This window comes from Cryobacterium luteum (assembly GCF_900110125.1).
In the GTDB taxonomy this organism is placed as follows: domain Bacteria; phylum Actinomycetota; class Actinomycetes; order Actinomycetales; family Microbacteriaceae; genus Cryobacterium; species Cryobacterium luteum.
In genome coordinates this window covers 121,428-145,771 of sequence record NZ_FOCN01000006.1, presented here as the reverse complement: position 1 = coordinate 145,771, position 24,344 = coordinate 121,428, and the positions used below count along the sequence as shown (strand labels likewise).

The 24,344-nt window shown below is 66.0% G+C and carries 26 protein-coding genes; 6 read left to right on the top strand and 20 right to left on the bottom strand.

Translation table 11 applies throughout. The features are described 5' to 3' along the window. Positions 1-98 precede the first annotated feature (98 nt). From BMW72_RS08640 to BMW72_RS08575, 14 genes are all read right to left on the bottom strand, one after another. Positions 99-335: a hypothetical protein gene (locus BMW72_RS08640; RefSeq protein WP_092109534.1), complete on the bottom strand. Its 237-nt coding sequence runs from the start codon at positions 333-335 to the stop codon at positions 99-101. Beyond that, the gene (locus BMW72_RS08635; protein WP_092109531.1) at positions 332-652 is read right to left on the bottom strand and encodes an ArsR/SmtB family transcription factor; all 321 of its coding nucleotides are present in this window, start codon (positions 650-652) and stop codon (positions 332-334) included. The genes BMW72_RS08640 and BMW72_RS08635 overlap by 4 nt, the downstream gene beginning before the upstream one ends. Positions 653-745: 93 nt before the next feature. After that, positions 746-1,072, bottom strand: coding sequence for a type II toxin-antitoxin system PemK/MazF family toxin (locus tag BMW72_RS08630; protein WP_092109528.1), 327 nt, complete (start codon positions 1,070-1,072; stop codon positions 746-748). Then, positions 1,069-1,272: an antitoxin MazE family protein gene (locus tag BMW72_RS08625; protein WP_092109525.1), complete on the bottom strand. Its 204-nt coding sequence runs from the start codon at positions 1,270-1,272 to the stop codon at positions 1,069-1,071. The genes BMW72_RS08630 and BMW72_RS08625 overlap by 4 nt, the downstream gene beginning before the upstream one ends. A 206-nt stretch (positions 1,273-1,478) precedes the next feature. After that, positions 1,479-2,633, bottom strand: coding sequence for a flavodoxin-dependent (E)-4-hydroxy-3-methylbut-2-enyl-diphosphate synthase (gene ispG, locus BMW72_RS08620; RefSeq protein WP_174843160.1), 1,155 nt, complete (start codon positions 2,631-2,633; stop codon positions 1,479-1,481). 62 nt (positions 2,634-2,695) lie between these two features. Beyond that, entirely contained in the window at positions 2,696-3,745 is a 1,050-nt protein-coding gene (locus tag BMW72_RS08615; protein WP_092109519.1) for an alpha/beta fold hydrolase, read from the bottom strand. Then, on the bottom strand, positions 3,742-4,638 hold the full coding sequence (locus tag BMW72_RS08610; protein WP_092109516.1) for an alpha/beta fold hydrolase: 897 nt from the start codon (positions 4,636-4,638) through the stop codon (positions 3,742-3,744). Before BMW72_RS08610 ends, BMW72_RS08615 begins: the two co-directional genes overlap by 4 nt. Then, on the bottom strand, positions 4,635-5,312 hold the full coding sequence (locus tag BMW72_RS08605) for a TetR/AcrR family transcriptional regulator (protein WP_092109513.1): 678 nt from the start codon (positions 5,310-5,312) through the stop codon (positions 4,635-4,637). Before BMW72_RS08605 ends, BMW72_RS08610 begins: the two co-directional genes overlap by 4 nt. Continuing rightward, a complete protein-coding gene (locus BMW72_RS08600) occupies positions 5,309-6,868 on the bottom strand; it encodes a class I adenylate-forming enzyme family protein (RefSeq protein WP_092109510.1) in 1,560 nt (519 codons plus the stop codon). Before BMW72_RS08600 ends, BMW72_RS08605 begins: the two co-directional genes overlap by 4 nt. Further along, a complete protein-coding gene (locus tag BMW72_RS08595) occupies positions 6,865-7,962 on the bottom strand; it encodes a branched-chain amino acid ABC transporter permease (RefSeq protein WP_092109506.1) in 1,098 nt (365 codons plus the stop codon). Before BMW72_RS08595 ends, BMW72_RS08600 begins: the two co-directional genes overlap by 4 nt. Then, positions 7,959-8,834: a branched-chain amino acid ABC transporter permease gene (locus BMW72_RS08590; protein WP_092109503.1), complete on the bottom strand. Its 876-nt coding sequence runs from the start codon at positions 8,832-8,834 to the stop codon at positions 7,959-7,961. The genes BMW72_RS08595 and BMW72_RS08590 overlap by 4 nt, the downstream gene beginning before the upstream one ends. Continuing rightward, positions 8,831-9,592: an ABC transporter ATP-binding protein gene (locus tag BMW72_RS08585; RefSeq protein WP_092109500.1), complete on the bottom strand. Its 762-nt coding sequence runs from the start codon at positions 9,590-9,592 to the stop codon at positions 8,831-8,833. The genes BMW72_RS08590 and BMW72_RS08585 overlap by 4 nt, the downstream gene beginning before the upstream one ends. Continuing rightward, the gene (locus tag BMW72_RS08580) at positions 9,589-10,359 is read right to left on the bottom strand and encodes an ABC transporter ATP-binding protein (protein WP_092109497.1); all 771 of its coding nucleotides are present in this window, start codon (positions 10,357-10,359) and stop codon (positions 9,589-9,591) included. The genes BMW72_RS08585 and BMW72_RS08580 overlap by 4 nt, the downstream gene beginning before the upstream one ends. A 4-nt stretch (positions 10,360-10,363) precedes the next feature. After that, positions 10,364-11,578, bottom strand: a complete 1,215-nt coding sequence (locus tag BMW72_RS08575; protein WP_092109494.1) for a substrate-binding domain-containing protein — start codon at positions 11,576-11,578, stop codon at positions 10,364-10,366. Positions 11,579-11,798: 220 nt separating this feature from the next. Between BMW72_RS08575 and BMW72_RS08570 the strand changes: the two genes are divergently transcribed. Further along, positions 11,799-12,977: an acetyl-CoA C-acetyltransferase gene (locus BMW72_RS08570; protein ID WP_092109490.1), complete on the top strand. Its 1,179-nt coding sequence runs from the start codon at positions 11,799-11,801 to the stop codon at positions 12,975-12,977. 3 nt (positions 12,978-12,980) lie between these two features. Here the strand turns inward: BMW72_RS08570 and BMW72_RS08565 are convergent, their stop codons facing one another. After that, complete coding sequence (locus tag BMW72_RS08565; protein ID WP_166787681.1) at positions 12,981-14,360, bottom strand: M50 family metallopeptidase; 1,380 nt, start codon at positions 14,358-14,360, stop codon at positions 12,981-12,983. Between the two features lie 109 nt (positions 14,361-14,469). On the opposite strand from BMW72_RS08565, the gene BMW72_RS08560 reads away from it, so the two are divergent. Both BMW72_RS08560 and BMW72_RS08555 read left to right on the top strand, forming a co-directional pair. Continuing rightward, complete coding sequence (locus tag BMW72_RS08560; protein ID WP_241983815.1) at positions 14,470-15,744, top strand: serine/threonine-protein kinase; 1,275 nt, start codon at positions 14,470-14,472, stop codon at positions 15,742-15,744. Further along, positions 15,741-16,265 carry a hypothetical protein gene (locus BMW72_RS08555; protein WP_092109480.1) on the top strand — a complete coding sequence of 175 codons (525 nt, stop codon included), beginning with the start codon at positions 15,741-15,743 and terminating at the stop codon, positions 16,263-16,265. The genes BMW72_RS08560 and BMW72_RS08555 overlap by 4 nt, the downstream gene beginning before the upstream one ends. Before the next feature lie 39 nt (positions 16,266-16,304). Here the strand turns inward: BMW72_RS08555 and dxr are convergent, their stop codons facing one another. Further along, the gene (gene dxr / locus BMW72_RS08550) at positions 16,305-17,387 is read right to left on the bottom strand and encodes a 1-deoxy-D-xylulose-5-phosphate reductoisomerase (protein ID WP_092109477.1); all 1,083 of its coding nucleotides are present in this window, start codon (positions 17,385-17,387) and stop codon (positions 16,305-16,307) included. A 67-nt stretch (positions 17,388-17,454) separates the two neighbouring features. Between dxr and BMW72_RS08545 the strand changes: the two genes are divergently transcribed. Next, the gene (locus tag BMW72_RS08545; RefSeq protein ID WP_370448733.1) at positions 17,455-18,294 is read left to right on the top strand and encodes a lysophospholipid acyltransferase family protein; all 840 of its coding nucleotides are present in this window, start codon (positions 17,455-17,457) and stop codon (positions 18,292-18,294) included. A 53-nt stretch (positions 18,295-18,347) separates the two neighbouring features. Then, on the top strand, positions 18,348-19,694 hold the full coding sequence (locus BMW72_RS08540) for an aminotransferase class III-fold pyridoxal phosphate-dependent enzyme (protein ID WP_092109474.1): 1,347 nt from the start codon (positions 18,348-18,350) through the stop codon (positions 19,692-19,694). Positions 19,695-19,813: 119 nt separating this feature from the next. Here the strand turns inward: BMW72_RS08540 and BMW72_RS08535 are convergent, their stop codons facing one another. The 4 genes from BMW72_RS08535 to BMW72_RS08520 form a co-directional block, all read right to left on the bottom strand. Further along, positions 19,814-20,620, bottom strand: coding sequence for a hypothetical protein (locus BMW72_RS08535; RefSeq protein ID WP_134450324.1), 807 nt, complete (start codon positions 20,618-20,620; stop codon positions 19,814-19,816). 159 nt (positions 20,621-20,779) lie between these two features. Further along, positions 20,780-21,877: a hypothetical protein gene (locus tag BMW72_RS08530; protein WP_092109467.1), complete on the bottom strand. Its 1,098-nt coding sequence runs from the start codon at positions 21,875-21,877 to the stop codon at positions 20,780-20,782. Further along, entirely contained in the window at positions 21,874-22,233 is a 360-nt protein-coding gene (locus BMW72_RS08525) for a PadR family transcriptional regulator (RefSeq protein ID WP_092109464.1), read from the bottom strand. Before BMW72_RS08525 ends, BMW72_RS08530 begins: the two co-directional genes overlap by 4 nt. A 165-nt stretch (positions 22,234-22,398) precedes the next feature. Beyond that, entirely contained in the window at positions 22,399-22,878 is a 480-nt protein-coding gene (locus tag BMW72_RS08520) for an OsmC family protein (RefSeq protein WP_092109462.1), read from the bottom strand. A gap of 78 nt (positions 22,879-22,956) precedes the next feature. Here BMW72_RS08520 and gabT point away from each other — a divergent pair, with 78 nt between their 5' ends. After that, positions 22,957-24,342 (top strand): 4-aminobutyrate--2-oxoglutarate transaminase, encoded by a 1,386-nt coding sequence (gene gabT, locus BMW72_RS08515; protein WP_092109459.1) that lies wholly within the window; start codon positions 22,957-22,959, stop codon positions 24,340-24,342. Positions 24,343-24,344 lie beyond the last annotated feature (2 nt).

Sequence of the window (24,344 nt, the reverse complement as noted above, 5' to 3'; positions counted from 1 at the left end):
CCCTCGTCTGGTCGTCCGGATGCCCGCGGCATCACCTCGACTATACCCCATGGGGTATAAACATCGCTCGACGCGTAATCGACAACCTTCGGCCGGCGTCAGCCGACCTCGCTCAGGGCACGCTCGATCGCGACCAGACGCGCATCCATTGCGGTCAGTTTTTCCAGCAGGGCGACGTTGGTCGCGTTACTCGTCGCGAGCGCTTCCCGCAGGGCGGGCGAACCGTCGGAAGCGGCCACCTGGCGACGCGACTTGAAGTACATGCTAAAGATCCCGTAGGTGATTCCGCCGATGATCGCAATTATCGGAATGAGATACGCGAAGTCGAAGTTCATGGTGTTTCCCCCTGCTGGTTGGCGACCGTGGCGTGTGCCACTGCTTCGGCGATGGTGTCGATGGTGACGTTGAGTGAAAAGGGTGCCAGAGCCACGTGCTTGAGTGCGGTTCCCTCCGGGGAGAGTTCCAGTGACGTCGTGATGAATCCGCTCGCTTCCAGCTTGGCGAGATGCATATAGAGCAGCGCACGAGACATCCCAACACGTCGCGCCAACTCGCTCACGTGCACGCGCCCGCCCTGCAACTCGGCGAGGATCAGCATCCGCTGCGGGCTGGCGATCGCCGCGAGAGTGGCGCTGAGCTGTTCCATGTTCATAACAACGCCTCCTGACAGGCGTCAGTATATTGTTACACCCGCAAGAAATGCAAGAGTTCACGCCAAAATTTCTACGCCTCAGAGCGAATGCTGTCAGTCAGCCAGACCAAGAAAGACCATGATCAAACGCTCGACGTCGACCACTTGTTCGGTGGAGAGCCGCCCAACCCGAGTCGTCACCTGCGCCCGGCGAACGGTCGTGAGCTTGTCGATCATGACAAAACTGTCCAGGTCCAGACCATTGTGCTCGTTCGCTGCAATACTGACTCGCAGGAGCGGTGCCGACAAATCGGTCGTTGTCAGTGGCACCACCGTGACCGAATCTGTCGCGTCAAAGCGATCGTCCTGCAGGATCACCGCCGGTCGAGGCTTGGACGCGTAGACGCCGCCAGCGACCAGCCACAGCTCGCCTCGAATCACTCGTCCCAGCTCACCGACACCGCTTCGATAAACTCCTGGTCGTCTGACTGCCGGTCAGCGGCCGCGACCATCTCCGATTGGCGGTGCGCCTCGGCGGCGAATCGCTCTCCGCGCACGTCAGGCACCCAGACCTGCACGAGGCGAAAGCCTTGGTCACGCATCCGCTCTCGATGAGCGCTTACCCGGTCTCGAACAGCCATGCCGCTATGTTACATGTAACAGCTCGCGAGTGCCAGTATCTACGCCTGTGCAGCGACGATTTCTGCGTCGCGCGGCCGCTTTTTGCTCGCGCGGCGGGCAGGCCAACCGCGCCAGCAGCTCGTGGCAGCTCATGAAACAATTGAGCGCGCATCGAGCGGATGCGGCGGCGTCACCGCGCCAACGCCACAGCAGCGGTGCTACTGACCTACTTCGAGCCGACGGACACCGTGGGACTGCCCAGTTCGGCGGCGGGCATCTCAGCGGCGAGACGGTTGGCTTCTTCGATGAGCGTCGCGACAATCTCGGACTCCGGCACGGTCTTGATGACCTCGCCGCGCACGAAGATCTGGCCCTTGCCGTTGCCGCTCGCGACGCCAAGGTCGGCCTCGCGGGCCTCGCCCGGTCCGTTGACGACGCACCCCATGACCGCGACCCGCAGCGGCACGGTCATGCCCTCGAGCCCGTCGGTGACGTCGTTGGCGAGCTTGTAGACATCCACCTGGGCCCGGCCGCAGCTGGGGCAGGAGACGATCTCGAGTTTGCGTTCGCGCAGGTTGAGGGACTGCAGAATCTGCAGGCCCACCTTGATCTCCTCGACCGGCGGGGCGCTCAGGGACACCCGAATGGTGTCCCCGATCCCCTCGCCGAGCAGGAGGCCGAAGGCCGTGGCGCTCTTGATCGTTCCCTGAAAGCTCGGGCCGGCCTCGGTGACGCCGAGGTGCAGGGGCCAGTCACCGCGCTCGGCGAGCAGCCGGTAGGCCTTGACCATGATCACCGGGTCGTTGTGCTTGACCGAGATCTTGAAGTCGTGAAAGTCATGCTCCTCGAACAGGCTCGCCTCCCACATTGCGCTCTCCACGAGCGCCTCCGGGGTGGCCTTGCCGTACTTCTGCATGAGGCTCGGCTCGAGCGATCCGGCGTTGACGCCGATGCGCAGGCTCACGCCGGCCGCCTTGGCGGCAGCGGCGATCTTGCCGACCTGGTCGTCGAACTTGCGAATATTGCCGGGGTTCACCCGCACGGCAGCGCAGCCGGCATCGATGGCGGCGAAGACGTAATTCGGCTGAAAGTGGATGTCCGCGATGACCGGAATCTGGCTCTTCTTCGCGATGATCGACAGCACCTCGGCGTCATCGCGGGTGGGGACCGCGATGCGCACGATGTCGCATCCGCTCGCCGTGAGTTCGGCGATCTGCTGAAGCGTCGCGTTGATGTTCGTGGTCGGGGTGGTCGTCATCGATTGCACGCTCACTTGAGCATTGCCACCGACCAGGACCTTTCCGACCTTGATCTGACGGGATTTACGTCTGGGAGCGAGTACCTCAGGTACTTTGGGCATCCCCAAGTTGATTGCAGCCACTTGCCTAGCTTAGTTGCCGTGGTGTGAGCCAAGCTGTGAGGCAAGCTGAGAGCCGCCCCGGTTCAGCGCTCGAGCTGCTCCAGCAGCGCCGCAAGGAACGCCGCCGGGTGTTCGAGGTGCGGCGAGTGCCCGCAGTGGGCCAGTTCCAGTTCGGTCACCTCACCACCGGCGTCGCGGTACGCGCCGAGCACCGCACGGGTCTGCTGGATCATCGGCTGCGGCGGCGCCACGTCGATGCCCGGCCAGCCCGGAATCACACCGAGTTGGCCGAGATAGTTGAGGTCGAAGAACGAGGTGTCCGACACGATGACGTCGTCGGTGCCGTGGATCCAGAGGATGGCTGGTTTCAGAGCGAGGTCGACGATACCGGTCGTGTTGAAGTGGCCGGGCGTCATGGTGTTGAGCACGCCGCTGCCGCTGGGAGCGAAGCCGGGCCAATTCTCGGACAGCGTCGAGTCCCCCGGATAGTTTGCGATGCCCGTCGCCGTGCTGAGCATCGACTCCACCCAGATGTCGTCGTGCTCCGAACTGAACGGCGGTTTGACGTAGGTGGTCTGGTAGACGGTGCGGGGGCTGGTTGGGTCGCAACCGCGATCACCGCTCTGCAGCCGGGCGACGAAGTCGGGGTTGGCCCCGCCACCGCCCGTGCCGGCGTCGTCGCTGCTGAGCCGATGGCCATCCGCTCCCCCGGTGCCGCCGAAGCCGTACGGTGAGACCGACGCGACGAGGGTGAGGGTCTGCACCAGGGTCGGGTGGTCAAGCAGCAGCTGCATGGTCACGCCGCCGCCCATGCTCCAGCCCACGAGGTGCGCCCGGTCCACGCCGAGCTCGACGAGCACCGCGGTAACATCGTCGGAGTAGTCAGCCAGACCCCGCGTGGCATCGACGGGCAGGGTGGCACTGCTGCCGAAGCCGCGCAGGTCGATCGCGAGCGCACGCACGCACTCTGGCAGGGCCAGCATGAGCGGCTGCCAGAACAGTGACGACGACACATTGCCGTGCACGAAGACTACGGTCACTGTCGGCGAGGCTGTGGCCGACCGTTCGAGCACCCCGGCACGCAGCCGCGGGGTGAGAACGCTGCGGGCGGTGATTCCGTCGAAAATGGTCATGTCGGGGTCCTCTCTGACTCCAGGATTTGCTCGTGCACGGCCCGCGCCACCCGGTCGGCGCCACGGTTGCTCATAACGACTGTGTAGTGATTGACGTCGTCGACCTCGTGCGCGGTCAGGTTCGGCAGTGAAGCCGACCAGCCGGCGACAGCCGTGGGGTCGTAGAGGGCGGTCCGTTCGTTTTGCAACCCGCGCGGCGCCCGCAGAAAGTCGATGGGCACGGTCAGGCCGGTCAGGGCCTCGGTGAACCCGTCGGAACCGTTGAGTTCCATCACGTTTTCGGCCACGGCCGCCAGCCGCGCCGAGGGGTGCAGCCGTGGCGCTGCGCCATCGAGGTCGTACCGGGCGAAGTTGGCGACCCGGGGCGTCCAATCAGACGCGAATGCGGGGTGACGGCGCCAGAAGTCGAGGTACGCGTCCTCCGTTTCAAAGGTCTGCGACAGCCGTTCGGCGGCCGGACCGAGCATGAGCAGCGGGTCGATTCCGACGTCACGAGGGATCGGCAGGCCACCGTCGACCAGCACGAGCGAGTCGACCCGGTCGGGGTAGCGGTGCGCGAGCCAGACCGCGACAAAGGCGCCCATCGAATGACCGACCACGACTGCCCGCTCCACCTCCAGAAAATCGAGCAGTCGGGCCAGGTCGTCGGCGTGCCGACGAAGCCCGTACGGTGCGGGCAGCGCGTTGCTGCGAGCGCGACCACGCAGGTCGGGTGCAATCACTCTTTGGTCGGGCAGACGGTCGGCCAACCACGGCCAGGTGAGGTGAGAGGCGGTGATGCCGTGGACGGCGAGCACCGTTGCGGCGTTCTCGCCCGGTTCGGCGCGCCACTGGCCGCCGAACAGGTCTCCCCCGGCCACCGGGGCACGGAACGGCTGATAGTCCTCGCTCACGGGTTCCTCACTTCAGCATGGCGAGTGGCACCGAGCGCACCCTCGATGAATCGCATCATCTGCTCGAAGACGTGCTCGGGCACGGCCCTGGTTCCGCTCGCGAACGGGTCTGCCCCTGAACCCTCCACGGCTTCATCGTCCCCGCTAACCTGATCCCCCCACAACACCCAGCGCATGCCGATCATCTCGCCGATGCCCATGAGCGCCCAGGCTGCCACGGTCGGATCGATATCACTGATCTCCCCGGCCGCGCCGGCCGCGCGCAGCCCGGCGATATAGCCTTCGACGATGCGGGTGTAGTGCAGTCGGAGGGCGCCGGGCGAGACGAATTCCGCCTCGCGAATCACCCGATACAGGGCGGGGTGATCGGCGGTGAATTGAAAGAACGCCCGAAACCCAGCGCGCTCCGAGTCGATGCGATTTTCGGTGGCAGCGGATGCCGCACTCATCGCCAACCGCACACGGTGGTTGAGGTCCTCGACCAGTTCGTTGAAGATCTGTAGTTTCGAGTCGAAATACAGGTAGAACGTGCCCTGGCCGATGCCGGCGGCATCCGTTATTCGTGAGATCGACGCGTCGGCGTAGCCGAACCGTGAGAACACCTGCTCGGCGGCCTCGATGAGTTTGCGTTTCGTTTCTTCGCCTCGGGCGGTGCGGGGCAGTCCGGCGCTCATTGTTCGTGTCCTATCGTCTGAAAATCAAGACCGTGGTGCCAGTGCTCGAGCAGCTGACGCCGTAGTACCTTGCTGCCGAGGGATCGTGGAATCTCCGGCACGAAGCGCACGAACGCCGGCACCTTGAAGGCGGCCAGCTGGGTGCGGGCGTAGGTCAGAACGTCGGCCTCATCGGGTGAGAATCCGGGCGCCAGCACGATGAAGGCGACGCCGACCTCACCCCAGCGCTCGTGCGGCACCCCGATGACGGCGACCTCGGAGACCGCGGCGTGCTCGACCAACACGGTTTCCACCTCGGCCGGAGCGACGCTTTCACCGCCCGAGATGTAAATGTCGGTGAGCCGGTCGATCACGGCGAAGTAGCCGTGCCCGTCACGATGCACAAGATCGCCGGTGTGCAGCCAGCCGCCGCGCAGGGTTCGAGCGGTCTCCTCCGGGTCGCGAAAATACCCGGAAAATACGCCGGGACCGCGCACGAGCAGTTCGCCCGTCGCGGCACCGCCGAGCAGATCACCGGTGACCGGATCGGCCACAGCAACCTCCACGTGGGGGTACGGCTTGCCGGCATAGCCGACCATGCTGCGTGCCTCGTCGTCGGGCAGGCACAACACGTTCGGGGACGCCTCGGTGAGCCCGTACCCCTGGGTGAGAGCCACACCGCGCGCGTGCCAGGTGCGCAGCAACGGTGCCGGCATCGGAGCCCCGCCAACGACGGCATGGTTCAGGCTCGACAGGTCGGTCGCGGCGAAATCCGGGTGCTGCGCGAGGAACAGGTAGTTCGCCGGCACACCCATCATCGTCGTGATTCGGCGGTTCTTGATCAGGTGCAGCACCCGACCGGGGTCGAAGGTGCGCTCGAGCACGACGGTTGCGCCCATCCACCAGGCCAACAGCGGCTGGATGTTCCAGCCGCCCACGTGATACTGCGGCATGACCGAGAGCACGACGTCTTTGCTGGTGATCTCCGTGATCCGAGACAGCGACAGGTTGGTCCAGAAGCAGTTCGCGTGGGTCAGCACGACGCCCTTGGCCGGGCCGAGGGTGCCGGAGGTGAACACGATCAGCAGGGGGTCGTCATCGCGCACCGACCGGGTCACCAACGGTTCGTCCGGGCTGCGGCGCGGGGACGGCACGAGGGTTTCCACACCGCGAACGCCGAGCAGGGTAAACGGGAGGGGCTCGGCAAGTCGACTCTGGGCATCCGTTGCCAGGGTCTGGAACTCGTCTTCGACCAGCAACAGGGCCGGATCGGAGAGCTGAAGTTGTGCGGCAAGCTCCCGAGGTGCGAGCCGCCAGGAGAGCGGCACGAGCACGAGCCCGGCCTGCGCGCAGGCGAAGAACAGCACGACCTGATCCGAGCTGTTGCCCGTGATAGTCGCGACCCGGTCGCCGACGCCGAATCCGGCGGCGCGAAACGCGCTCGCGAGGTCGGCGGCCCGGTCATCGAGGTCGCGGTAGCGCAGCGTGACGCCGCGGTCATCGACGGCGACGCGTTCGGGGGTGGCACGGGCCCGGTCTCGGGTCCACCGGCCGAGGGTGTGCAGGTCGTCGGTCATAGCTCCTCCACCTCAAGCATGCGCTCCCTGCCGCGTCGTGACGGCCGATGCGGCCGTCCGGTGCGCTTGGTCAGACCGGCAAGCCCGCCCGGAAGGAACAACACCACGAGGATAAACAGGGTGCCGAGAATGAACAACGGCTGCGACAGCGGAATTCGCAGCAGGTCGGGCAGTCCGGCGATGAACTGCGACCCGGCGAGGGCGGTCAGCCGCTGGTCAAGCAGCGTGTAGACGATCGCGCCGAGCACAGCGCCCCAACGCAGCCCGACGCCGCCGAGCACGACGATCACCAGCAGCGTCAGCGTGAAGTCCGGTGTCGCGACTCGGGGTGACACCCCGCTCTGCAGCAGCAGAAATGCGGCGCCGGCCAGGGCGGCGAGCGCACCGGCGATGCCGAAGATGAGCAGCCGCACGAAATAGGGACGGATGCCGATGACCCGGACCCGGAGTTCGTTTTCGCGCGTCGCGGCCACGACGTGTCCGGCGCGCGATTTCTCCACCCACAACACCACGAGGTAGACCGTGACGAGCACCGCGAGCGCGAGCCAGTACAGGTTGCGGGTGTTGAGAACCCCGACGAGGGCGTCGGGCACGTGCGAGACGTCGAGGGTGAGTCCCTCCTCACCGCCGGTCTGCCCGCCCGGATTACGGCGCACCACGACCGAGCCGGCCTGCGCGAAGGCGAGGGTGACCATGGCGAAGGAGATACCGGTGACGCGCAGGCTCACCGAGCCGACCAGCGTGGCCAGCACGAAGCCGATCAGCACGGTTATCAGGATCGCCACCACGAACGTTGCGCCGGCCGGCAACCAGCTCGGTGAGAAGTTGCGCAACACGATGCCGAGACCGTAAGCGCCGGCCGCGAAGAACAGCGCATGGCCGAAGGAGAGCATGCCGGCCAGCCCGAACAACAGGTGGTAGCTGAGCGCGAGGGCCGCGATCAGCATGGCGTAGGCGAGCAGTTGCAGGGTGCCCGGTGTGTAGGTCGGGCCAGGAAAGACGCCGGGAATGCTGATATTCAGCAGCGGCAGCAGCACCATGAGCAGCACCAGGGCTGCGCTCGCCGTGATCGTGATAACCGTGCGGGATCTCATGCCTTGGCTCCCAACAGTCCGCGCGGGCGCAGCAGCAGCACTGCGGCGAGGGCGAGCACCACGGCGAGATCGCCGGTACCGCCGAGATAGAAGTTCGCGAACTGCTGCAGCACCGCCACCAGAACGGATGCGATGGCCGCCCCGGCCAGCGACCCCAGGCCGCCGATGACGGTCACGATGAAGGCGAAGATCAGCAGGGATCCGCCGATGTGCGCCGAAACGTAGCCGTAGTAGATCGAGGCAAGCACCCCGCCGAGGCCGGCGGCGGCGCCGCCGATCGCGAAGACCAGGGTGAAGGCACGGCGCACGTCGATGCCGAGCGCGGTGACCATGAGCCGATTCTCGACGCCGGCCCGAATGATCAGGCCATAGCGGGTGAACTTGAGGAACAGCACGATCGCTACGAGTACGAGCATCGCCACGACGATGAGCATGAACCGGTTGTTCGGAATGCGAGCGCCGAGAATCTCGCTGGTCTGCCCGAGCCAGGACGGGCTCGTGACATAGGTCGGGTCGGTGCCCCAGATTCCTTCGAACAGCGCCACGGAAGCCAGGGCGAGGCCGACCGTCACGAGCACCTGTTCGATGTGTCGGTTGTAGAGCCGACGAATGAGAAAGAATTCGGTCGCGGCGGCGACGATCGCACCTACCACGGCGCCGGTCAGCATGGCGGCGGCCAGGGCCCACCAGGATCCGTCGCTCAGCCGGCGGGCGACCTCCCAGCCGATGAAAGCGCCGATGGTCAGGAACGAGCCGTGCGCGAAGTTGAGCACGCCCATGAGGCCATAGATGAGCGAGAGGCCGGAGGCGACCAAAAAGTAGAGGGCGCCCAGGCCGAATCCCGTGATGAGCAGCAGCACGATGGTACTCATGCCGGCACCGTCGCATCCGTTTGTTCGGTGCCGCTGTGCTCCGAACCGCTGTGGACCCCCAGGTAGCGCTGGATGCGTTCGGGATCGTCGAGGAGTTCCGTGGCTTCGCCGGTGAAGACGACGCGACCACCGGACAGTATGACCACCCGGTCGGCGAGCTGCCTGATCACCTGCAGGTTCTGTTCCACCAGCAGGATCGGCACCGTTTTCGCGGCGGCGAGCAGCGCCTGGGCGACCTCGCCGACGATCTTCGGGGAGAGTCCCTTGGTGGGTTCGTCGACGAGCAGCAGCCGATTCTGGTTCAGCAGGGCACGGGCCAGCGACACCATCTGCTGCTGTCCGCCGGAGAGCGTGCCGGCCAGCTGGGCCTGGCGGTGCACCAGGTCGGGAAAAAGTTCCTCGACCAGGGCCCGGTTGGGGTGAATGGAGCGTTCGGCCAGTTTCAGATTCTCGGCGACGGTGAGCTTACCGAAGACCTCGCGATCCTCCGGCACGTAGCCAACGCCGAGCTGCACGACCTTGTGGGTCGGCAGCCGGTCCACCCGGCGTCCGTCCAGGGTGACCTCGCCGCTGCGGTCGATCAGGCCGAGGATCGACTTGATCGTGCTGGTCTTGCCGACGCCGTTGCGGCCGAGCAGGGCGGTGACTCCGGTGTTCGGCACGTCGAACGAGACGTCTTCAATGACCTGTTGCCCCTCGATGCGGCCGTACAGGTTGCGCACTGTGAGGATGTTGGTGGTGCTCAAGTTGGCGCTCATACCGGGTCTCCGAGATAGGCGGACTGCACCGTGGGATTCTTCATCACGGCATCGGGGGTGTCGCAGGCGAGCAGCTCGCCGTGGTGCATGACCGCAACGCGGTCGACCAGGCCGAGCACGACCTCCATGTGATGTTCGACCATGAGCACGGTTCGGCCACCGTGGTGCAGGCCACGAATGACTTCCATCAGGCCGGGAACGTCGCCAGAGCCCACGCCGGCCATCGGCTCGTCGAGCAGGATGACACTCGGATCCATGGCCAGCAGCATCGCGATCTCCAGCTTGCGTTTGTCACCGTGCGAGAGACCGCCGGCTTTGGCTTGGGCGTGGTCGGCGAGGCCGACCTCATCGAGTTGAGCTGTGGCCAGCCGGGTGGCGGCATCCGTTACCCGGGGAAAGCGGGTGACCAGGCTGCCTCCGCCGGCCTTGGCCTGCGCGGCCAGACGAACGTTTTCGGTGGCGCTGAGACCGTTGAACAGGCTGGAAGTTTGGAACGTGCGACCGAGACCGGCCCGTGCCCTGACGTGGATCGGTTCCCGGGTCATGTCGCGGCCGTTGAGGCGCACCACACCCTCCGTGGCGAACAGTACGCCGGAAATCAGGTTGAACAGGGTTGTCTTGCCGGCCCCGTTGGGGCCGATCACACCGAGCATCTCGCCCCGCGGGATCGACAGTGACACATCGTTGAGGATGCGTGCACCGCCGATCTGCAGTCCGGCACGCTCTAACGTGAGCACATCCATGCTGAGCACGGGCTGGTCGGGCATCGGGTTACTTTGCTGCGGTGACCGGCGGGGCGACGGTCTTCGCGTCAACGGTCTCGATCAGTTCCGGTGACCAGGTGCCGTCGGCGCCTTCCTTGAGCGTCGCCTGGAACATTGGCTGCAGCACGGCATGGTCTTCGGCACGAATGGTGAGCGAACCCTTGACCGATTCGAAGGTGTAGCCCTCGAGTGAGGCGATCATGTCGTCGACGTTGTCGCCGCCGCCCTCACGCACGGCCTGCACGAGCAGCTGCGCGGCGACGAAGCCGTCGGGCGAGAACAGATCCGCTTGCGCGTCGTTGGCCTCGAGGTAGCTGATCATGGCCTTGCTCTGTTTGTTGTCGGTGGCCGACGCGAAGTAGTGCGAGAGAAAACTGATCTTGCCGCTCGCCTCACCGTAGGCACCGTAGGTCGAGACGTCACCAAGTCCGGTGACCACGGGAACAGCGTCGAAGACGCCCTGCTGCTGCAGCGCAGTCCACATCGCGCCGGTGCTTGCTCCGGCCCAGGCGACGAAGATGAGGTCGGGTGAGGCGGCCAGCAACTGCTGCGCGAACGGCGTGAACTCGGTCGCATCCTCGGCGACAAGTATGCCATCAACGCTCGCCCCCTTGGCGCCGAGCACGGCCTGGACGCCGGCGAGGTTGCCCTGACCGAAGGCGTTGTCCTGGGCGAAGACGACGATCTTCTTGCCGCTCGGGTCGCCGATGAACGTTCCGGCGGTCGCGACGTCTTCGTAGGTCTGACGTCCGGAACGGAAGGTGTAGTCGTTGATGCCGGTGATGGCGTCGGCAGCGGCCGGGCCGGAGATGTACAGAATCTTGTTTTGCGCGGCCTGCTCGGCCAGCGTGACGGCGATACCCGAAGCGACAGTGCCGGCCAAAATCTGATAGCCCTGCCCGATCAGGTCCTTCGCGACCGAGACGGCGGTGTCCGGGTTGCCCTGGTCATCCTTCCAGGTGATGTCGAGCTCACGGCCATCGACAGTTCCGGTGCCGTCGGTCGCATAGTCGAGGCCGGCCTCGAAGCCGGCGGTGTACGCGGCACCGTAGGCGGCGAGGGGGCCGGTCGCGGAGGTGATCATACCCACCTGCACGACGGCCTTGTCGGTGGAATCGGAGGCTGCCGTACCGCCGGTCGTTGCCGTGGGAGCGCAGCCGACCAGCGCGAGCGCGGTGACGGCGATGATCGCCGGGGCCAGGAACATCTTTGTTACCCGCATGAAATTAGCCTCTGTTCTTGTTAGTGGCGTGCTGGTGGGTTGGGGTGGTGCCAGGAGGTGCTGTGTGAGGGACTGCCACGAAAACGACCCAAACATGACAGGTGGTTCAGGTATCAGGAATCTAGGGGCGATCGACGCTAGTGTCAAGAGGCAGGTGTAAACCGATGCCCAGACGTGGCCAATATGCTGGATACCTCACCTCATTGACAAAGGAGTCCCGATGAACGACGTCGTTATCCTGGCCGGATCGCGCACCCCGCAGGGTCGCGTGAACGGGCAGCTCTCGTCCCTCACTGCCGTTGACCTCGGCGCCGCCGCCATTGCCGGTGCCCTCGCCCGCGCCGGAGTGGCTCCGGAGCAGGTCGATTTCGTGCTCATGGGGCAGGTCCTGCAAGCCGGCTGCGGGCAGAACCCGGCCCGGCAGTCCAGCGTGGCTGCCGGCATCCCGTGGAATGTGCCGGCGATGACGCTCAACAAAGTGTGCCTGTCCGGCCTGGCGGCGGTCATCGATGCCGCCCGCCTGGTGCGGCTCGGCGAGGCAAACGTGGTGGTGGCCGGTGGCCAGGAATCCATGTCGCGCGCTCCCCACCTGCTACCGGGCTCCCGCCAGGGCTGGGCGTACGGAACAGTGTCCGCCATCGACCATGCCGCCCACGACGGCCTCACCGACGCGTTCGACGGCCTCTCGATGGGGCTCTCCACCGAGCGCGCCAACGCAGAGCTCGGCCAGACTCGGCTCGAGCAGGACGAGATCGCCGCCGCTTCACATCAACGGGCCGCCGCTGCCGCCGCGAACGACCTGTTCAGCGACGAGATCACCCCGATCAGTGTGCCCCAGCGCAGGGGCGAGCCGCTCCTGATCAGCACCGATGAGGGCGTACGCGCCGAGAGCACGACCGAGACGCTCGGCCGGTTACGCCCGGCCTTCGACCCGGCGGGCAGCATCACCGCCGGCAACGCCGCCCCCCTGAGCGACGGCGCGAGCGCCGTAGTCGTGACCAGCCGCGCCTGGGCCGAGAAGCACAACCTGCCCTGGCTCGCCGTGATCGAAGCGAGCGGCCAGGTCGCCGGCCCGGACAACTCGCTGCACTCCCAGCCGGCCAATGCCATCCAGCACGCCCTCAGCCGGCAGGGGTGGACTGCGGCCGACCTCGACCTGGTCGAGATCAACGAGGCGTTCGCCTCGGTCGTGGCCCAGTCGTCGAAGGTGCTCGGAGTTTCCGCCGACGTCGTGAACATTCACGGCGGAGGCATCGCGATCGGGCACCCGATCGGATCCAGCGGCGGGCGCGTCGCCCTGCACGCCGCGCTCGAACTGGCTCGGCGCGGCTCCGGCAAAGCCGCCGTCGCCCTGTGTGGCGGCGGCGGCCAGGGCGAGGCGCTGCTGCTGTCCCGGTAGCTTCTAGCCGAACAGGTTGATCGGCTTGACGATGTCGGCGTAGATGAGCAGCAGACTCATCCCACCGAGCAGAATGACGACCGCGAGCGTCAGCGGCATGAGCTTGGCCATATCGACCGGGCCGGGGTCGGGCCGTTTGAACAGCTTCGCAAAGAAGCGACGGATGCCTTCCCAAAGCGCACCGGCAACGTGGCCGCCGTCGAGCGGCAGCAGGGGCACCAGGTTGAACACGAACAGGGCGATATTGAGCGATCCGAGCAACTGGAACATGCTCGCCACCTTGGTCGCGACCGGGATCGTGTCGATGCTCGCGATCTCACCCGCCACCCGGCCGACACCGACCACGCTGATCGGCCCGTTCAGGTCCCGCTCGCCGGGCCCGAAGGCGGCATTCGCGACGGCCACCAGCCGGTCGGGCAGGTTGAGGATCATGTGCGCGACCCCGCCGATGTTGTCGCCGACAGCGGGCAGCACGGCGGTGGCCGGCTGGGGCACGAGTTCACTCGCCGCTCCGATGCCGACAAAACCGACCTCTTCGGTCAGCAACGTGCCGGAAGCATCCGTCTTGATCTTTTCCGCGGCGGTGTAGATGTAACGCTCGGTGAGTTTAGGGGTGAGCGAGAGATCCATGTTGGCACCGTCGCGTTCGACGACCACGGCGAGGGTGCGCCCTGGGGCCGAACGGATGACATCGGTCGACTCCTCCCAGCTGGTGATGACCGTTCCGCCGATGCTGACCAGGCGGTCACCCGGCTGCAAACCGGCGGCAGCACCTGGCGAGGCTTCGTCGGTGGTCTCACAGGTCTGCCGGTCGCTCGATGCGGGCAACACGCACTTACTCACGCTGCCAACAGTCGTGCTGATCTGCGGGGTGCCGAATCCCATGAGCAGGATTGCGAACATCACAATCGCGATGAGCAGGTTCATGGTCGGTCCGCCGAGCATGATGATCACGCGTTTGTAGACGGGTAACTGATAGAACGCGCGGTGGTCTTCACCGTCGCCGATGGTCTCGGCGCTGGCCTGACGGGCATCATCGACCAGGGTCGACAGGGCGCTCGACTTCTTCTCCGGGGCACCCTCCTGCACCATCTGATCGAAGAAGCCGGTTGTGGTGCTGCGCGGGGCTCCGCCCTTTTTGGAGGGAGGAAACATGCCGATCATGGCGATATAACCGCCCATGGGAATGGCCTTGACACCGTACTCCGTCTCACCCTTGGTGCGCGACCAGAGCGTCGGGCCGAAGCCGATCATGTACTGGGTGACCTTGACGCCGAACAGCTTCGCCGGCACCAGGTGGCCGATTTCATGCAGGCCGATCGACACGGCAAGACCCACGACGACAATGGCGACGCCCAGTATGAACAGCAGTACGGTTTCCACTGTCGTAGAGTATCCGCACCAAGCTGCAAAGCGGCTGGCTGTGCGGGCAGACCTCCCGATTAAGGGGCGCATGTGGTTTGCTAGAAGGCGGACGCACCAGGAGGTCCCCTTGTCTTACGAACCCGTTCCCACCCAACAGCTGCCAGTGCCACCACCGCTCGGCCCGGTCGGCAGCCTGCTCGCCGACCGTTTCCTGCTCGGGGGTCTCATCGGCACCGGCGGGATGGCATCCGTTTATCGGGCGACCGACACCGCGCTCGGCCGCACCGTGGCCGTCAAACTCTTTCGGGCCGATGGCGGCGCCTCAGAGCCCGAACGGCAAAGCGGGGAGATCGCCCTGCTCGCGAGCCTGAACCATTTCGCCCTCGTCACCCTGTTCGACGCCGGCACCACAACCGTCGAGGGCGTTCCACGCACCTTCATCGTGATGGAACTCGTCGACGGCCCCGACCTGCGCACCCGCATCAACGACGGCCCCGTGCCGAGCGTCGACGTCGCCGGGATGGGCGCCGACCTCGCCGAAGCGTTGCACTACGTGCACGAACGCGGCATCATCCACCGGGACGTCAAGCCGGCCAATGTGTTGCTCGCACCGTCCGGGTTTCCCGGCCGCGGCATGCACGCCAAACTTGCCGACTTCGGCATAGCCCGGCTGCTCGATGAGACGCGGCTTACCGCGACGGGGTCGCTGCTGGGCACCGCGAGCTATCTCAGCCCCGAACAGGCCCTCGGCGCCGCTATCGGTGCGCCAACGGATGTCTACTCCCTCGGCCTGGTCCTGCTCGAATGCCTGACCGGGCAGCGGGCGTACCCCGGCACCGCGGTGGAGTCGGCGATGGCCCGACTACAACGCCAGCCGGAGATCCCGAATACTCTGGGCAGGGACTGGTCAGAGCTGCTCGCGTCGATGACCGCCCGTGAGGCTGCCGACCGACCCACCGCGGCTGAGACCGCCGGGTCGTTGCGAGCCCTCGCCACGGAGAGCGCCCCGGCGACGGCCACGGAGAGCGCCACTGCGGCCACCCGCCTGCTGCCAGACCTGACGCCGGCGCCCACCCGGGTGATGCCCGACTTGGCCCCGGCGCCCACCCTGCTGCTGGCTGCGGCCGAGGCCGCTCCGACCGAGGTCCTGAAAACGGATGCTCCCGCTCACGCCCCTGCTGCAGGTACCGGGACCGCGGTCCCGGTCAAGCCGCGCCGGCCCGCAAGCCGGCGGGTGCCCGTCCTAATCGCCAGCGGCGTCACTCTGATCGCACTCGCCATCGCCGCTGCGCTCCTGATCAAGCCGGCCGAAGCGCCGGCCGTGCCGCCCCCGAGCTATCCGGCCGTCGACGGCACGCTCGGCGTCCACCTTCAAGAGCTTCAAGAAAGCGTGAACCCATGATTCGACGCCACCGCCTGACCCTGGCTGCTGTGGCCGTCGGGTTCCTGTTGACTCTGGCCGGCTGCACGGCCAACCCCGTCGACCTGCAGGCCGCCACGGCCGAGAACCTGCAGGGTGAAATTCTGCAGATCACTGAGGCGGCAGCCGCCGCAGACTTCACGACCGCCCAGTCGCGGCTCGAGGCCATGCAGGCAAATCTGCGCACGGCCGCAGCGGCGGGCGAGGTCAGTACCGAACGATCCGCCGCCATTCAGGCCGCGATCAACCTGGTGCGCGACGACCTGACCGTTGAAATCGATGCCGCCGTTGTTGCCGCCGAAGCCGCAGCCCAGGCAGCGGCGGCGGCAGCGGCCCTCGCTGAGAAGCAGCACGACGAAGACGCCCAGAAGAACGCTGAGCAGGCTCAAGAAGACGCGGAACAGGCCAGGGAAGCCGCGAAGGACGCTGCCGAAGACGCCAAGCAAGCCCGGGAAGATTGCAGGGAGAACAATGACAAGGTCAAGGCCGGCGAGTGCGATTAGTGCGCCAGGCCAGCCAGTGCGGGAGTGAGGCGAGAGCGTCTAGCGCGCCGCGATGAGTTTGTCGGCCGCGGCACGCGCCCACCGTTCGGCGTCGACGAGCGACTCCCTGGTGAGTTCCTGGCCCTGTTCGTGGGATTCGACCACACGCAGCACCGTGTCCACGATATCCAGAAACCCGACGCGCCCGGCGTGGAAAGCCGCAACGGCCTGCTCGTTGGCCGCGTTGAACACCGCGGGATAGGTGCCGCCCTTACGGCCGACCTTCTTGGCCAGTTCGACCGCGGGGAATGCCGCGTCGTCGAGCGGCTCAAAGGTCCAGCTGTGCGGCACGGTCCAGTCGATCGGGGTGCCGACAGCGGCGACCCGGTTCGGCCAGTCCAGCCCGAGCGAGATCGGCAGGCGCATGTCCGGCGGGCTTGCCTGCGCAATCGTTGATCCGTCGACGAATTCCACCATGGAGTGCACCACGGATTGCGGGTGCACGACGGCGTCAATGCGGTCATATTCCACGTCGAACAGCAGGTGCGCCTCGATGATTTCGAGGCCCTTGTTGACGAGGGTGGCCGAGTTGGTGGTCACCACAAGGCCCATGTTCCAAGTGGGGTGCGCGAGGGCCTGTGCCGGGGTGACCCGGGCCAGCTGCTCCCGCGTGAAACCACGAAACGGTCCGCCGGATGCCGTCAGCACAAGTCGACGCACCTCCTGCGCGGTTCCGGCCAGCAGCGCCTGCGCAATGGCCGAGTGTTCGGAATCGACGGGCACAATCTGCCCGGGCGCGGCGAGCGATTTCACCAGGTCGCCGCCGACGATGAGCGACTCTTTATTGGCCAGGGCCAGGGTACGACCGGCCTTCAAAGCGGCGAGCGTCGGTCCGAGACCGACCGAACCGGTGATGCCGTTCAGTACGACGTCGGTGTCGACGCCCTGCACGAGCTGCTCCGCAGCATCCGCTCCCAAAGCAGTGTGCTCGACCTGAAAGTCGAGCGCCTGCGCCTCGAGGAGTTCACGGTTGCTGCCGGCCGCGAGACCAACCACCTCGAACCGTTCCGGGTTGGCACGAATGACATCGAGGGCCTGGGTTCCGATCGAGCCCGTAGACCCGAGGATGATTACTCTCTGCACCCCTCCATGCTAGGTGCATGCCGCGGTTCATGTTCGGTGCGCGGTAACTGTGGCGTAGGGTCAACGGGTGACTGGTGCCCAAGCAGAACCCCTAGACGACGACGCAACCGACACCAGCGACAGCGAATCCGCAGCCGTCCCACGCGACGAGGCGGCAGACCTGCCCGACGAACCGGAGCACGTGAAGCGTCCGGGTTTCGTCTACTTTCTCGGCTACGGCATCATGGCACCCGTCGCCCGCGTTGTGTTCCGCCCGCGCATTCTGGGGCGCGAGAACATCCCGGCCACCGGCCGCGTCATCCTGGCCAGCAACCATCTCTCCTTCATCGACAGCATCGTCATCCCGCTCGTCGCAACGAGGCGGGTGCAGTTCCTCGCCAAATCGACCTACTTCACCGGAACCGGCTTCAATGGCTGGGTCTCCCGCACGTTCTTCACCGCGATCGGCGCCATCGGGGTGGAACGCGGGGCCGGGCAGGCCGCCCAGCTTGCCCTCGATGAAGGTCGAGCGGTGCTCGATGCCGAGGGCGCATTCGCGATCTACCCGGAGGGCACCCGCTCACTCGACGGCCGTCTCTACAAGGGCCGCACCGGCGTCGCCTGGCTGGCCCTCACCACCGGGGCCGTCGTAGTTCCGGTGGGACTGATCGGCACGCAGGAGATTCAGCCAGTCGGCACCAAGGTGCCCCGCATCCGCAAGATCACGGTCAGCTTCGGCCAACCGCTCGACCTCAGCCATCACGGCCACGCAACGTCGGGCAAAGCCCGCCGTCAGGCGACGGATGAGGTCATGGCGGCCATTCACGGCCTGTCCGGCCAAGAATTGGCCCATGCCTACAACGAATCGCCGCCGGTCGGCACGCTCAATCGTCTCGCCCGCCGGGTCTTTCCGCGCGAACGCCTGTAGCGGCGAGCGATGAATCGGTCGGCGAGCACCGCCGACCGTCATAGGCTGGAACAATGACTGCAACGTATTCGGTGCCCCAGCAACGCAAGCTCGTCACGGCTCTCCCCGGCCCCAAGTCGGTAGAACTACAGGCCCGGCGCGAGAAGACGGTCGCCCGCGGCGCCGGGACCCTCGCCAACATCTACATGGACCACGGCGCTGGAGCCATCCTGGTCGACGTCGACGGCAACCAGATCATCGACCTCGGCTGCGGAATCGGGGTGACCACGATCGGCCACGCCCATCCGGAGGTCGCCGCGGCGGCATCCGCTCAGGCAGCGAAACTGACTCACACCTTGTTCACGGTCACGCCCTACGAAAACTATGTGGCGGTCGCCGAGAAACTTAGCCAGATCACCCCGGGAGATTTTGAGAAGCATTCCGTTCTCGTGAACACCGGCGCGGAAGCGGTGGAGAACGCGGTGAAGATCGCCCGTAAGTTCACCGGCCGTCGCGCCATCGTGGCCCTCGACCACGCCTTCCACGGTCGCACCAACCTGACCATGACGATGACCTACCGGCCCTGGCCGGAACGCGCCGGCATGGGTCCCTTCCCCGGTGAGATCTACAGCGTTCCGACGAGTTACCCGTTCCGTGACGGCCTGAGCGGGCTTGAAGCGGCCGAGAAGACCATCGATTACATCAACACCCACATCGGCGCGACCGAGGTCGCGGCGTTCTTCGTCGAGCCGATCCAGGGCGATGGCGGAATCGTCATCCCCGCGCCCGGATACTTCAAGCGCATCCGCGAATTCTGCACCGAGAACGGCATCGTGTTCGTGGCCGATGAGATTCAGGCCGGCATTGCCCGCACCGGCGTTTGGTACTCGATCGAGCACCACGACGTCGTTCCCGACCTGGTCACCACCGCCAAGGGCATCGCCGGCGGCTTCCCGCTTGCCGCGGTCACCGGCCGCGCCGACATCATGGATTCCGTGCAGCCGGGCGGCATCGGCGGCACCTTCGGCGGCAACCCGGTTTCGACCGCTGCCGCCCTTGCGGTATTCAACCTGATCGAGCGGGACAACCTGCTCGGCGAGGCGAAGCGGGTCGAGGCGGCCCTCTGGGCGCGCATCGGCGACTGGGCCGATAAGTTCTCCATCGTCGGCGAGGTGCGGGGCAAGGGCGCGATGTTCGGCGTTGAGCTCGTACACCCCGGAACCAAGAAGCCCTACCCCGAGGCCCTCACTGCGTTGATCAAGCACGCCACCACGAATGGGGTCATCGCGCTGGATGCCGGCAGCTGGGATTCCGTGCTGCGCATCATGCCCAGTGTCGTGATCTCCGACGAACTCATCGATGACGCGGCGACGGTGCTCGAAGAGGCCCTCACCGCCCTGGTCGCCGCCTACCCGGCGTAACTCGCGGGCGGCGTCGCTTCCCCGTCGCCGAGCCGTGAGTATGGGCACCAAGCCGTGAGTTTCGGCAGCAGGGGACGCCTGAAACTTACGGCTCGGCGGCTCCCCTCGGTTCGAGGCATCTACAGGGGCGGGCTCGTCACAATGTTCGTCGTACAGCCGAGCTCGCCGGGCTCGATCCAGGTGCGATCAAAGCCCGAGAATTCCACGACTCCATCGGAACCCCGCACTCCCACAATGCATTCGCGCTCGCCCGGAACACCCACGGCCGCGATAAGGGCACCGTCGACGTAATCCGTATCGACCGTCATGAAGTCTTCGGCGAAGGCGGCGCGCACGTCTCGCTCCAAACTTGCGCTCGTCGCGGCACCCAGAACCGCCGCGAGCACATCCTTGGCGTCGTCAGGCAGGGCTGGGAGCGGTGCCGCGGTCGGGATCGCGAGCTCCGGATTGTCCGGGCAGCTGATACTTTGTCGGGTGACCGGATGTGGCCGCCGGAAAATCTCGTAGCGGAAACATTTGGTCGCGCTCCCCTTGCCATAGGAGGAGTCGCCGACCCCGACAGCATTTTTCTGCTCCTCATCCACCCGGATGCGCACCTCGATGCGGGCACCCATTTCGTCACCGGAGCTCCCACTCCAAGCGAGTGTGTCCGCGTAGACAGTGGAACCGAGGCCGCCCGCCGTGGAATTCAGCGGAGTGATATAGGTGGCCGCAAACCATTCAGCATTCCGCACCCGCGACACCGGCGAGTCCAGGTCGTCGGTGAGCTCCGCAGCGATGTGTTCAACCGTGTCGGCAGCGACGCTGTCGCCGGTAGCGCAGCCCGTCAGTGCAAGGACTGCAACGATCACCACGGCACTCGCACCAAGCCATCGCGCTCGCGCAACCGACAGATTGTGCGGCGCAGTGGCAACGTTTCGACTCATGTTTCCCCCTCGTGCCACCCTAACCCGTGCAATCCTGTCTGGTCGAGGTTTGCGGCGATTCGCCCGTGGCAACCCAATCGGTTATGTCGAGGGATTGGGTGGGAGGCAGGTCGACGGCCGACGGGCTGATGACCGCTACCAGATCGGTGACCGGCAGCATCATTGTCCGGCCGTCGGTGCGGCGGATGTTGTCGGTTCCGGCGACAGCGTGGGCGCGGGCGTCGGCTCCCCCTCCGCGGGCAGTTCGACCAAGGGCTGCACCCGAGCGTACGGTAACGGCGCTGGCGCGGCATCCGCTTGGTAGGCCTGGCCGAGATAGTCGTAGGTATAGTCGATATCGTCAGACGAAACCAGCCGCAGCGGAAACACATTCCAGCCTCCGCCCGCCGGAACCAGCAGGCTCGGTACGACCATGTCCTGCTCGCCGGCCTTATCGAGTTGGGGGAGGTAATTCGTATTCGCCGGGTCATTGACCACGTTAAGAGATCGCCCGTCTTGGTCGAATAACTGCACGTCTGTCAGAGGCTGACCATCGGCGTCATACGCGAATACGTTGGTCACCTGCTCACCGTTCTGCATGAGTCCCGGCAACGGCGCCGGGTTGTAGTCCAGGTAGGCACTGTTCTGCGCTCCGGCATTCTGGGCCGTGGCCAGCAGCACGATCGGCAGAACGAGAACCGCGCACACACTGACCACCGTGCGAAAACCGGGAAGCCAGCGCCAGGGCAGCCACCGGCCGCGCCCCCACTGCACGCTCAGCACCACGAAAGCCGTGAGTACAACCCACCGCAGCGGATCGGTCGGCACAGTGCTGAGAGCGCCGCCGGCGAAGACCGCAACGACCGCGTAGACGACCCAGCCGCGCAGCACCCACCACGCGGGGCGCAAAGCGAGCAGAAAGTCGAGCAGCGCCGCACCAGCGGCACTCGAACGGATGCGCCGAGCCGCGCCCACCCGCGCGTCACCGACCCGGGTGCGCAGCCGGCGCAGCTGCGGCACCCGGGCGGTCTCATCCGTTCCACGCACCGGCAGTCCGGCGGCGCCGCGCAGCTCGTCGGCGTAGGCGACCGGATCGCCGAGCTCAAAGTCGGGCACCGCCAAATCGCCCGCATCGACGTCGGCCGCCTGCTCCGTCAGGTCGGCCTCGAGTCCGTCGGTGAGTTCATCGACATCGTCGGTGGGCAGATCGCTCAGGGCAGCTCGCACGGCAATGGCGAAATCGCGAATGGACTGGATGGTCGTGGCGGTGTCGCTCATGAGTTGTCGCCGATCGTGGGTAGGGAGACGGAGGGCTGCGGCTTATCGAGCAGCTGGGTGAGGGTGTCGGCGAAGCGGGTCCAGTTCGCGCGCTGTTCGGCGAGCATGGCCCGGCCGTTCGCGTTCATTCCGTAGTACTTGCGGTGCGGCCCGCCGTCGGACGGGACGACGTAGCTCGACAGTGCTCCCGCGCTGTACAGCCGCCGCAGGGTGCCGTAGACCGAGGCGTCCCCGACCTCATCCAGACCGGCGGCGCGCAACCGGCGCACAATGTCATAGCCGTAGCCGTCGTCGTCGACGATCACGGCCAGGACGGCCAGATCGAGCACCCCCTTGAGCAACTGGGTGGTATCCATCGGCGTCCCTTCGATCAGTTTCAGCCTTCAACGGATCCCACACTACTACGCAAACCGCACTACCGCGCTATACACAATCTGTGTCGACCTCGCCGAGCCGTGAGTCTGAGGTCATTTCCGCGCTGAAATGCCGCCAAACTCACGGCTCGATGAGTCGCGAAGCGATCAGGCGGTGGTGACCGGCTCGTGCTCGACCGGAAAGTTCACCGAGGCCGCGATGAAGCATTCCCGGGCCGCCTCGGCATGCAGCGACTGAGCAAACTCAACCTGTTCGGGGTCGGTGATGCTCACCCGCGGCCGCAGGGTCACCGAGGTGAAGTGCCCACCACCGGCGACCTGTTTCATCGTGCCGACCGGGGCATCCGTATACGCCGTCACGATCACCCCGTTGCGGGCCGCCACGTGCAGGTAAGACAGCAAATGGCATTGGCCGAGCGCCGCGAGCAACAGTTCCTCGGGGTTCCAGCGGTCGTTGTCACCGTGAAAGGTAGGGTCGGACGACCCCAGGATCGTCGCCTTGTCAGCGGATGCCCGACCGGCCGGCGATATCAGATGGTCCCGACCATAGGCCTTGTAATGACTCGTTCCGGTGCCGCGATTACCGGTCCACTCGACTCGCACCGCATATTCGTGCACTCCGTTCATGCTTCTCCCTCTACTCTCCAAGATTCTTGCAGGCGAACTCAGGTTGACCCCGCCAGGGGTCGGTACAGTGGATTCATCATGACTGACACCCTCACAAACTCTGCCACCGATGCCGCAACATACTCCGTTGCCCAAGAACGAAAGATCGTGACCGCCATTCCCGGCCCGATCTCGGCGGCGTTGCATGAGCGGCGCCGGGCCGTTGTCTCCGACGGGGTCAGTTCCATGCTTCCCGTCTACATTGCCAAGGCCAATGGGGCGATCGTCGTCGACGTCGACGGCAACCAGTTCATCGACCTCGGTGCCGGAATCGGCGTCACGACCATCGGCCACACCGAGACCAGCGTCGTCGCCGCGGCCGTCGAACAGTCCCAGGACTTCATCCACACCCTGTTCACCGTCACCCCCTACGAAGAATACGTTCGGGTCGCCGAGCTGCTCGCCGAGCACACCCCCGGAGATTTCCCGAAGAAAAGCGTGCTCATCAACTCCGGTGCCGAAGCCGTTGAGAACGGTGTGAAAATCGCCCGCAAGTTCACCGGCCGGCGCGCCGTCGCCGTGCTCGACCACGCCTACCACGGCCGCACCGTACTGACCATGGCCATGAACTACAAGGCCATGCCCTACGCCACCGGCTACGGCCCGCTCGCGAGCGATGTGTACCACGCACCGAGCTCCTACCCGTATCACGACGGCCTGACCGGCGCCGAAGCTGCCGCACGCACCATCGCCTACCTCGACAAGGTGATCGGCGCATCCGATCTGGCCTGCCTGGTCGTCGAACCGATCCAGGGTGAGGGTGGTTTCATGGTGCCAGCCGAGGGCTACCTCCCGGCCCTGCAGGAATGGTGCAGCAGCAAGGGGGTCGTAATGATCGCCGACGAGATTCAGAGCGGCATGGCCCGCACGGGCAAGTACTACGCGAGCGAGCACTTCGGCTGGATCCCTGACCTCGTGCTCACCGCCAAGGGCATCGCCGGCGGCTTCCCCCTCGCCGCCGTCACCGGTCGCGCCGAAATTATGGATGCCTCCCAGCCCGGCGGCCTCGGCGGCACCTTCGGCGGCAACCCCGTCTCCTGCGCCGCAGCAATCGCCGTCTTCGACGCGATCGCAGCGGGCAACCTGCTCGGCGAAGCGCAGCGCATCGAGAAGTCCCTCACCGCGGGCCTGACCGCGCTGAAGAACAAGTACGACATCATCGGCGAGATCCGCGGCCGTGGTGCCATGATCGCGATCGAACTGGTGCAGCCGGGAACGGGCGACACGACGAAGGCCCCCAACGCCGCCGCTGTCGCCTCCATCTCGACCTACGCCGGTCAGCACGGCGTTCTGCTGCTCACCGCCGGCACCTACGGTAACGTGCTGCGCTTCCTGCCGAGCCTGGCGCTGTCCGATGCGCTCATCGTCGACGCCCTCTCGGTGATCGACGACGCCATGGCAGCCCTGACCGCGCCCGCACACTGACG

Coding starts and splice junctions, on each gene's coding strand:
- BMW72_RS08640 (WP_092109534.1), bottom strand. CDS start 335: ATGAACTTCGACTTCGCGTATCTCATTCCGATAATTGCGATCATCGGC.
- BMW72_RS08635 (WP_092109531.1), bottom strand. CDS start 652: ATGAACATGGAACAGCTCAGCGCCACTCTCGCGGCGATCGCCAGCCCG.
- BMW72_RS08625 (WP_092109525.1), bottom strand. CDS start 1,272: ATGGCTGTTCGAGACCGGGTAAGCGCTCATCGAGAGCGGATGCGTGAC.
- BMW72_RS08615 (WP_092109519.1), bottom strand. CDS start 3,745: ATGACCATTTTCGACGGAATCACCGCCCGCAGCGTTCTCACCCCGCGG.
- BMW72_RS08605 (WP_092109513.1), bottom strand. CDS start 5,312: ATGAGCGCCGGACTGCCCCGCACCGCCCGAGGCGAAGAAACGAAACGC.
- BMW72_RS08600 (WP_092109510.1), bottom strand. CDS start 6,868: ATGACCGACGACCTGCACACCCTCGGCCGGTGGACCCGAGACCGGGCC.
- BMW72_RS08595 (WP_092109506.1), bottom strand. CDS start 7,962: ATGAGATCCCGCACGGTTATCACGATCACGGCGAGCGCAGCCCTGGTG.
- BMW72_RS08590 (WP_092109503.1), bottom strand. CDS start 8,834: ATGAGTACCATCGTGCTGCTGCTCATCACGGGATTCGGCCTGGGCGCC.
- BMW72_RS08585 (WP_092109500.1), bottom strand. CDS start 9,592: ATGAGCGCCAACTTGAGCACCACCAACATCCTCACAGTGCGCAACCTG.
- BMW72_RS08580 (WP_092109497.1), bottom strand. CDS start 10,359: ATGCCCGACCAGCCCGTGCTCAGCATGGATGTGCTCACGTTAGAGCGT.
- BMW72_RS08575 (WP_092109494.1), bottom strand. CDS start 11,578: ATGCGGGTAACAAAGATGTTCCTGGCCCCGGCGATCATCGCCGTCACC.
- BMW72_RS08570 (WP_092109490.1), top strand. CDS start 11,799: ATGAACGACGTCGTTATCCTGGCCGGATCGCGCACCCCGCAGGGTCGC.
- BMW72_RS08555 (WP_092109480.1), top strand. CDS start 15,741: ATGATTCGACGCCACCGCCTGACCCTGGCTGCTGTGGCCGTCGGGTTC.
- BMW72_RS08540 (WP_092109474.1), top strand. CDS start 18,348: ATGACTGCAACGTATTCGGTGCCCCAGCAACGCAAGCTCGTCACGGCT.
- BMW72_RS08535 (WP_134450324.1), bottom strand. CDS start 20,620: ATGAGTCGAAACGTTGCCACTGCGCCGCACAATCTGTCGGTTGCGCGA.
- BMW72_RS08530 (WP_092109467.1), bottom strand. CDS start 21,877: ATGAGCGACACCGCCACGACCATCCAGTCCATTCGCGATTTCGCCATT.
- BMW72_RS08525 (WP_092109464.1), bottom strand. CDS start 22,233: ATGGATACCACCCAGTTGCTCAAGGGGGTGCTCGATCTGGCCGTCCTG.
- BMW72_RS08520 (WP_092109462.1), bottom strand. CDS start 22,878: ATGAACGGAGTGCACGAATATGCGGTGCGAGTCGAGTGGACCGGTAAT.
- gabT (WP_092109459.1), top strand. CDS start 22,957: ATGACTGACACCCTCACAAACTCTGCCACCGATGCCGCAACATACTCC.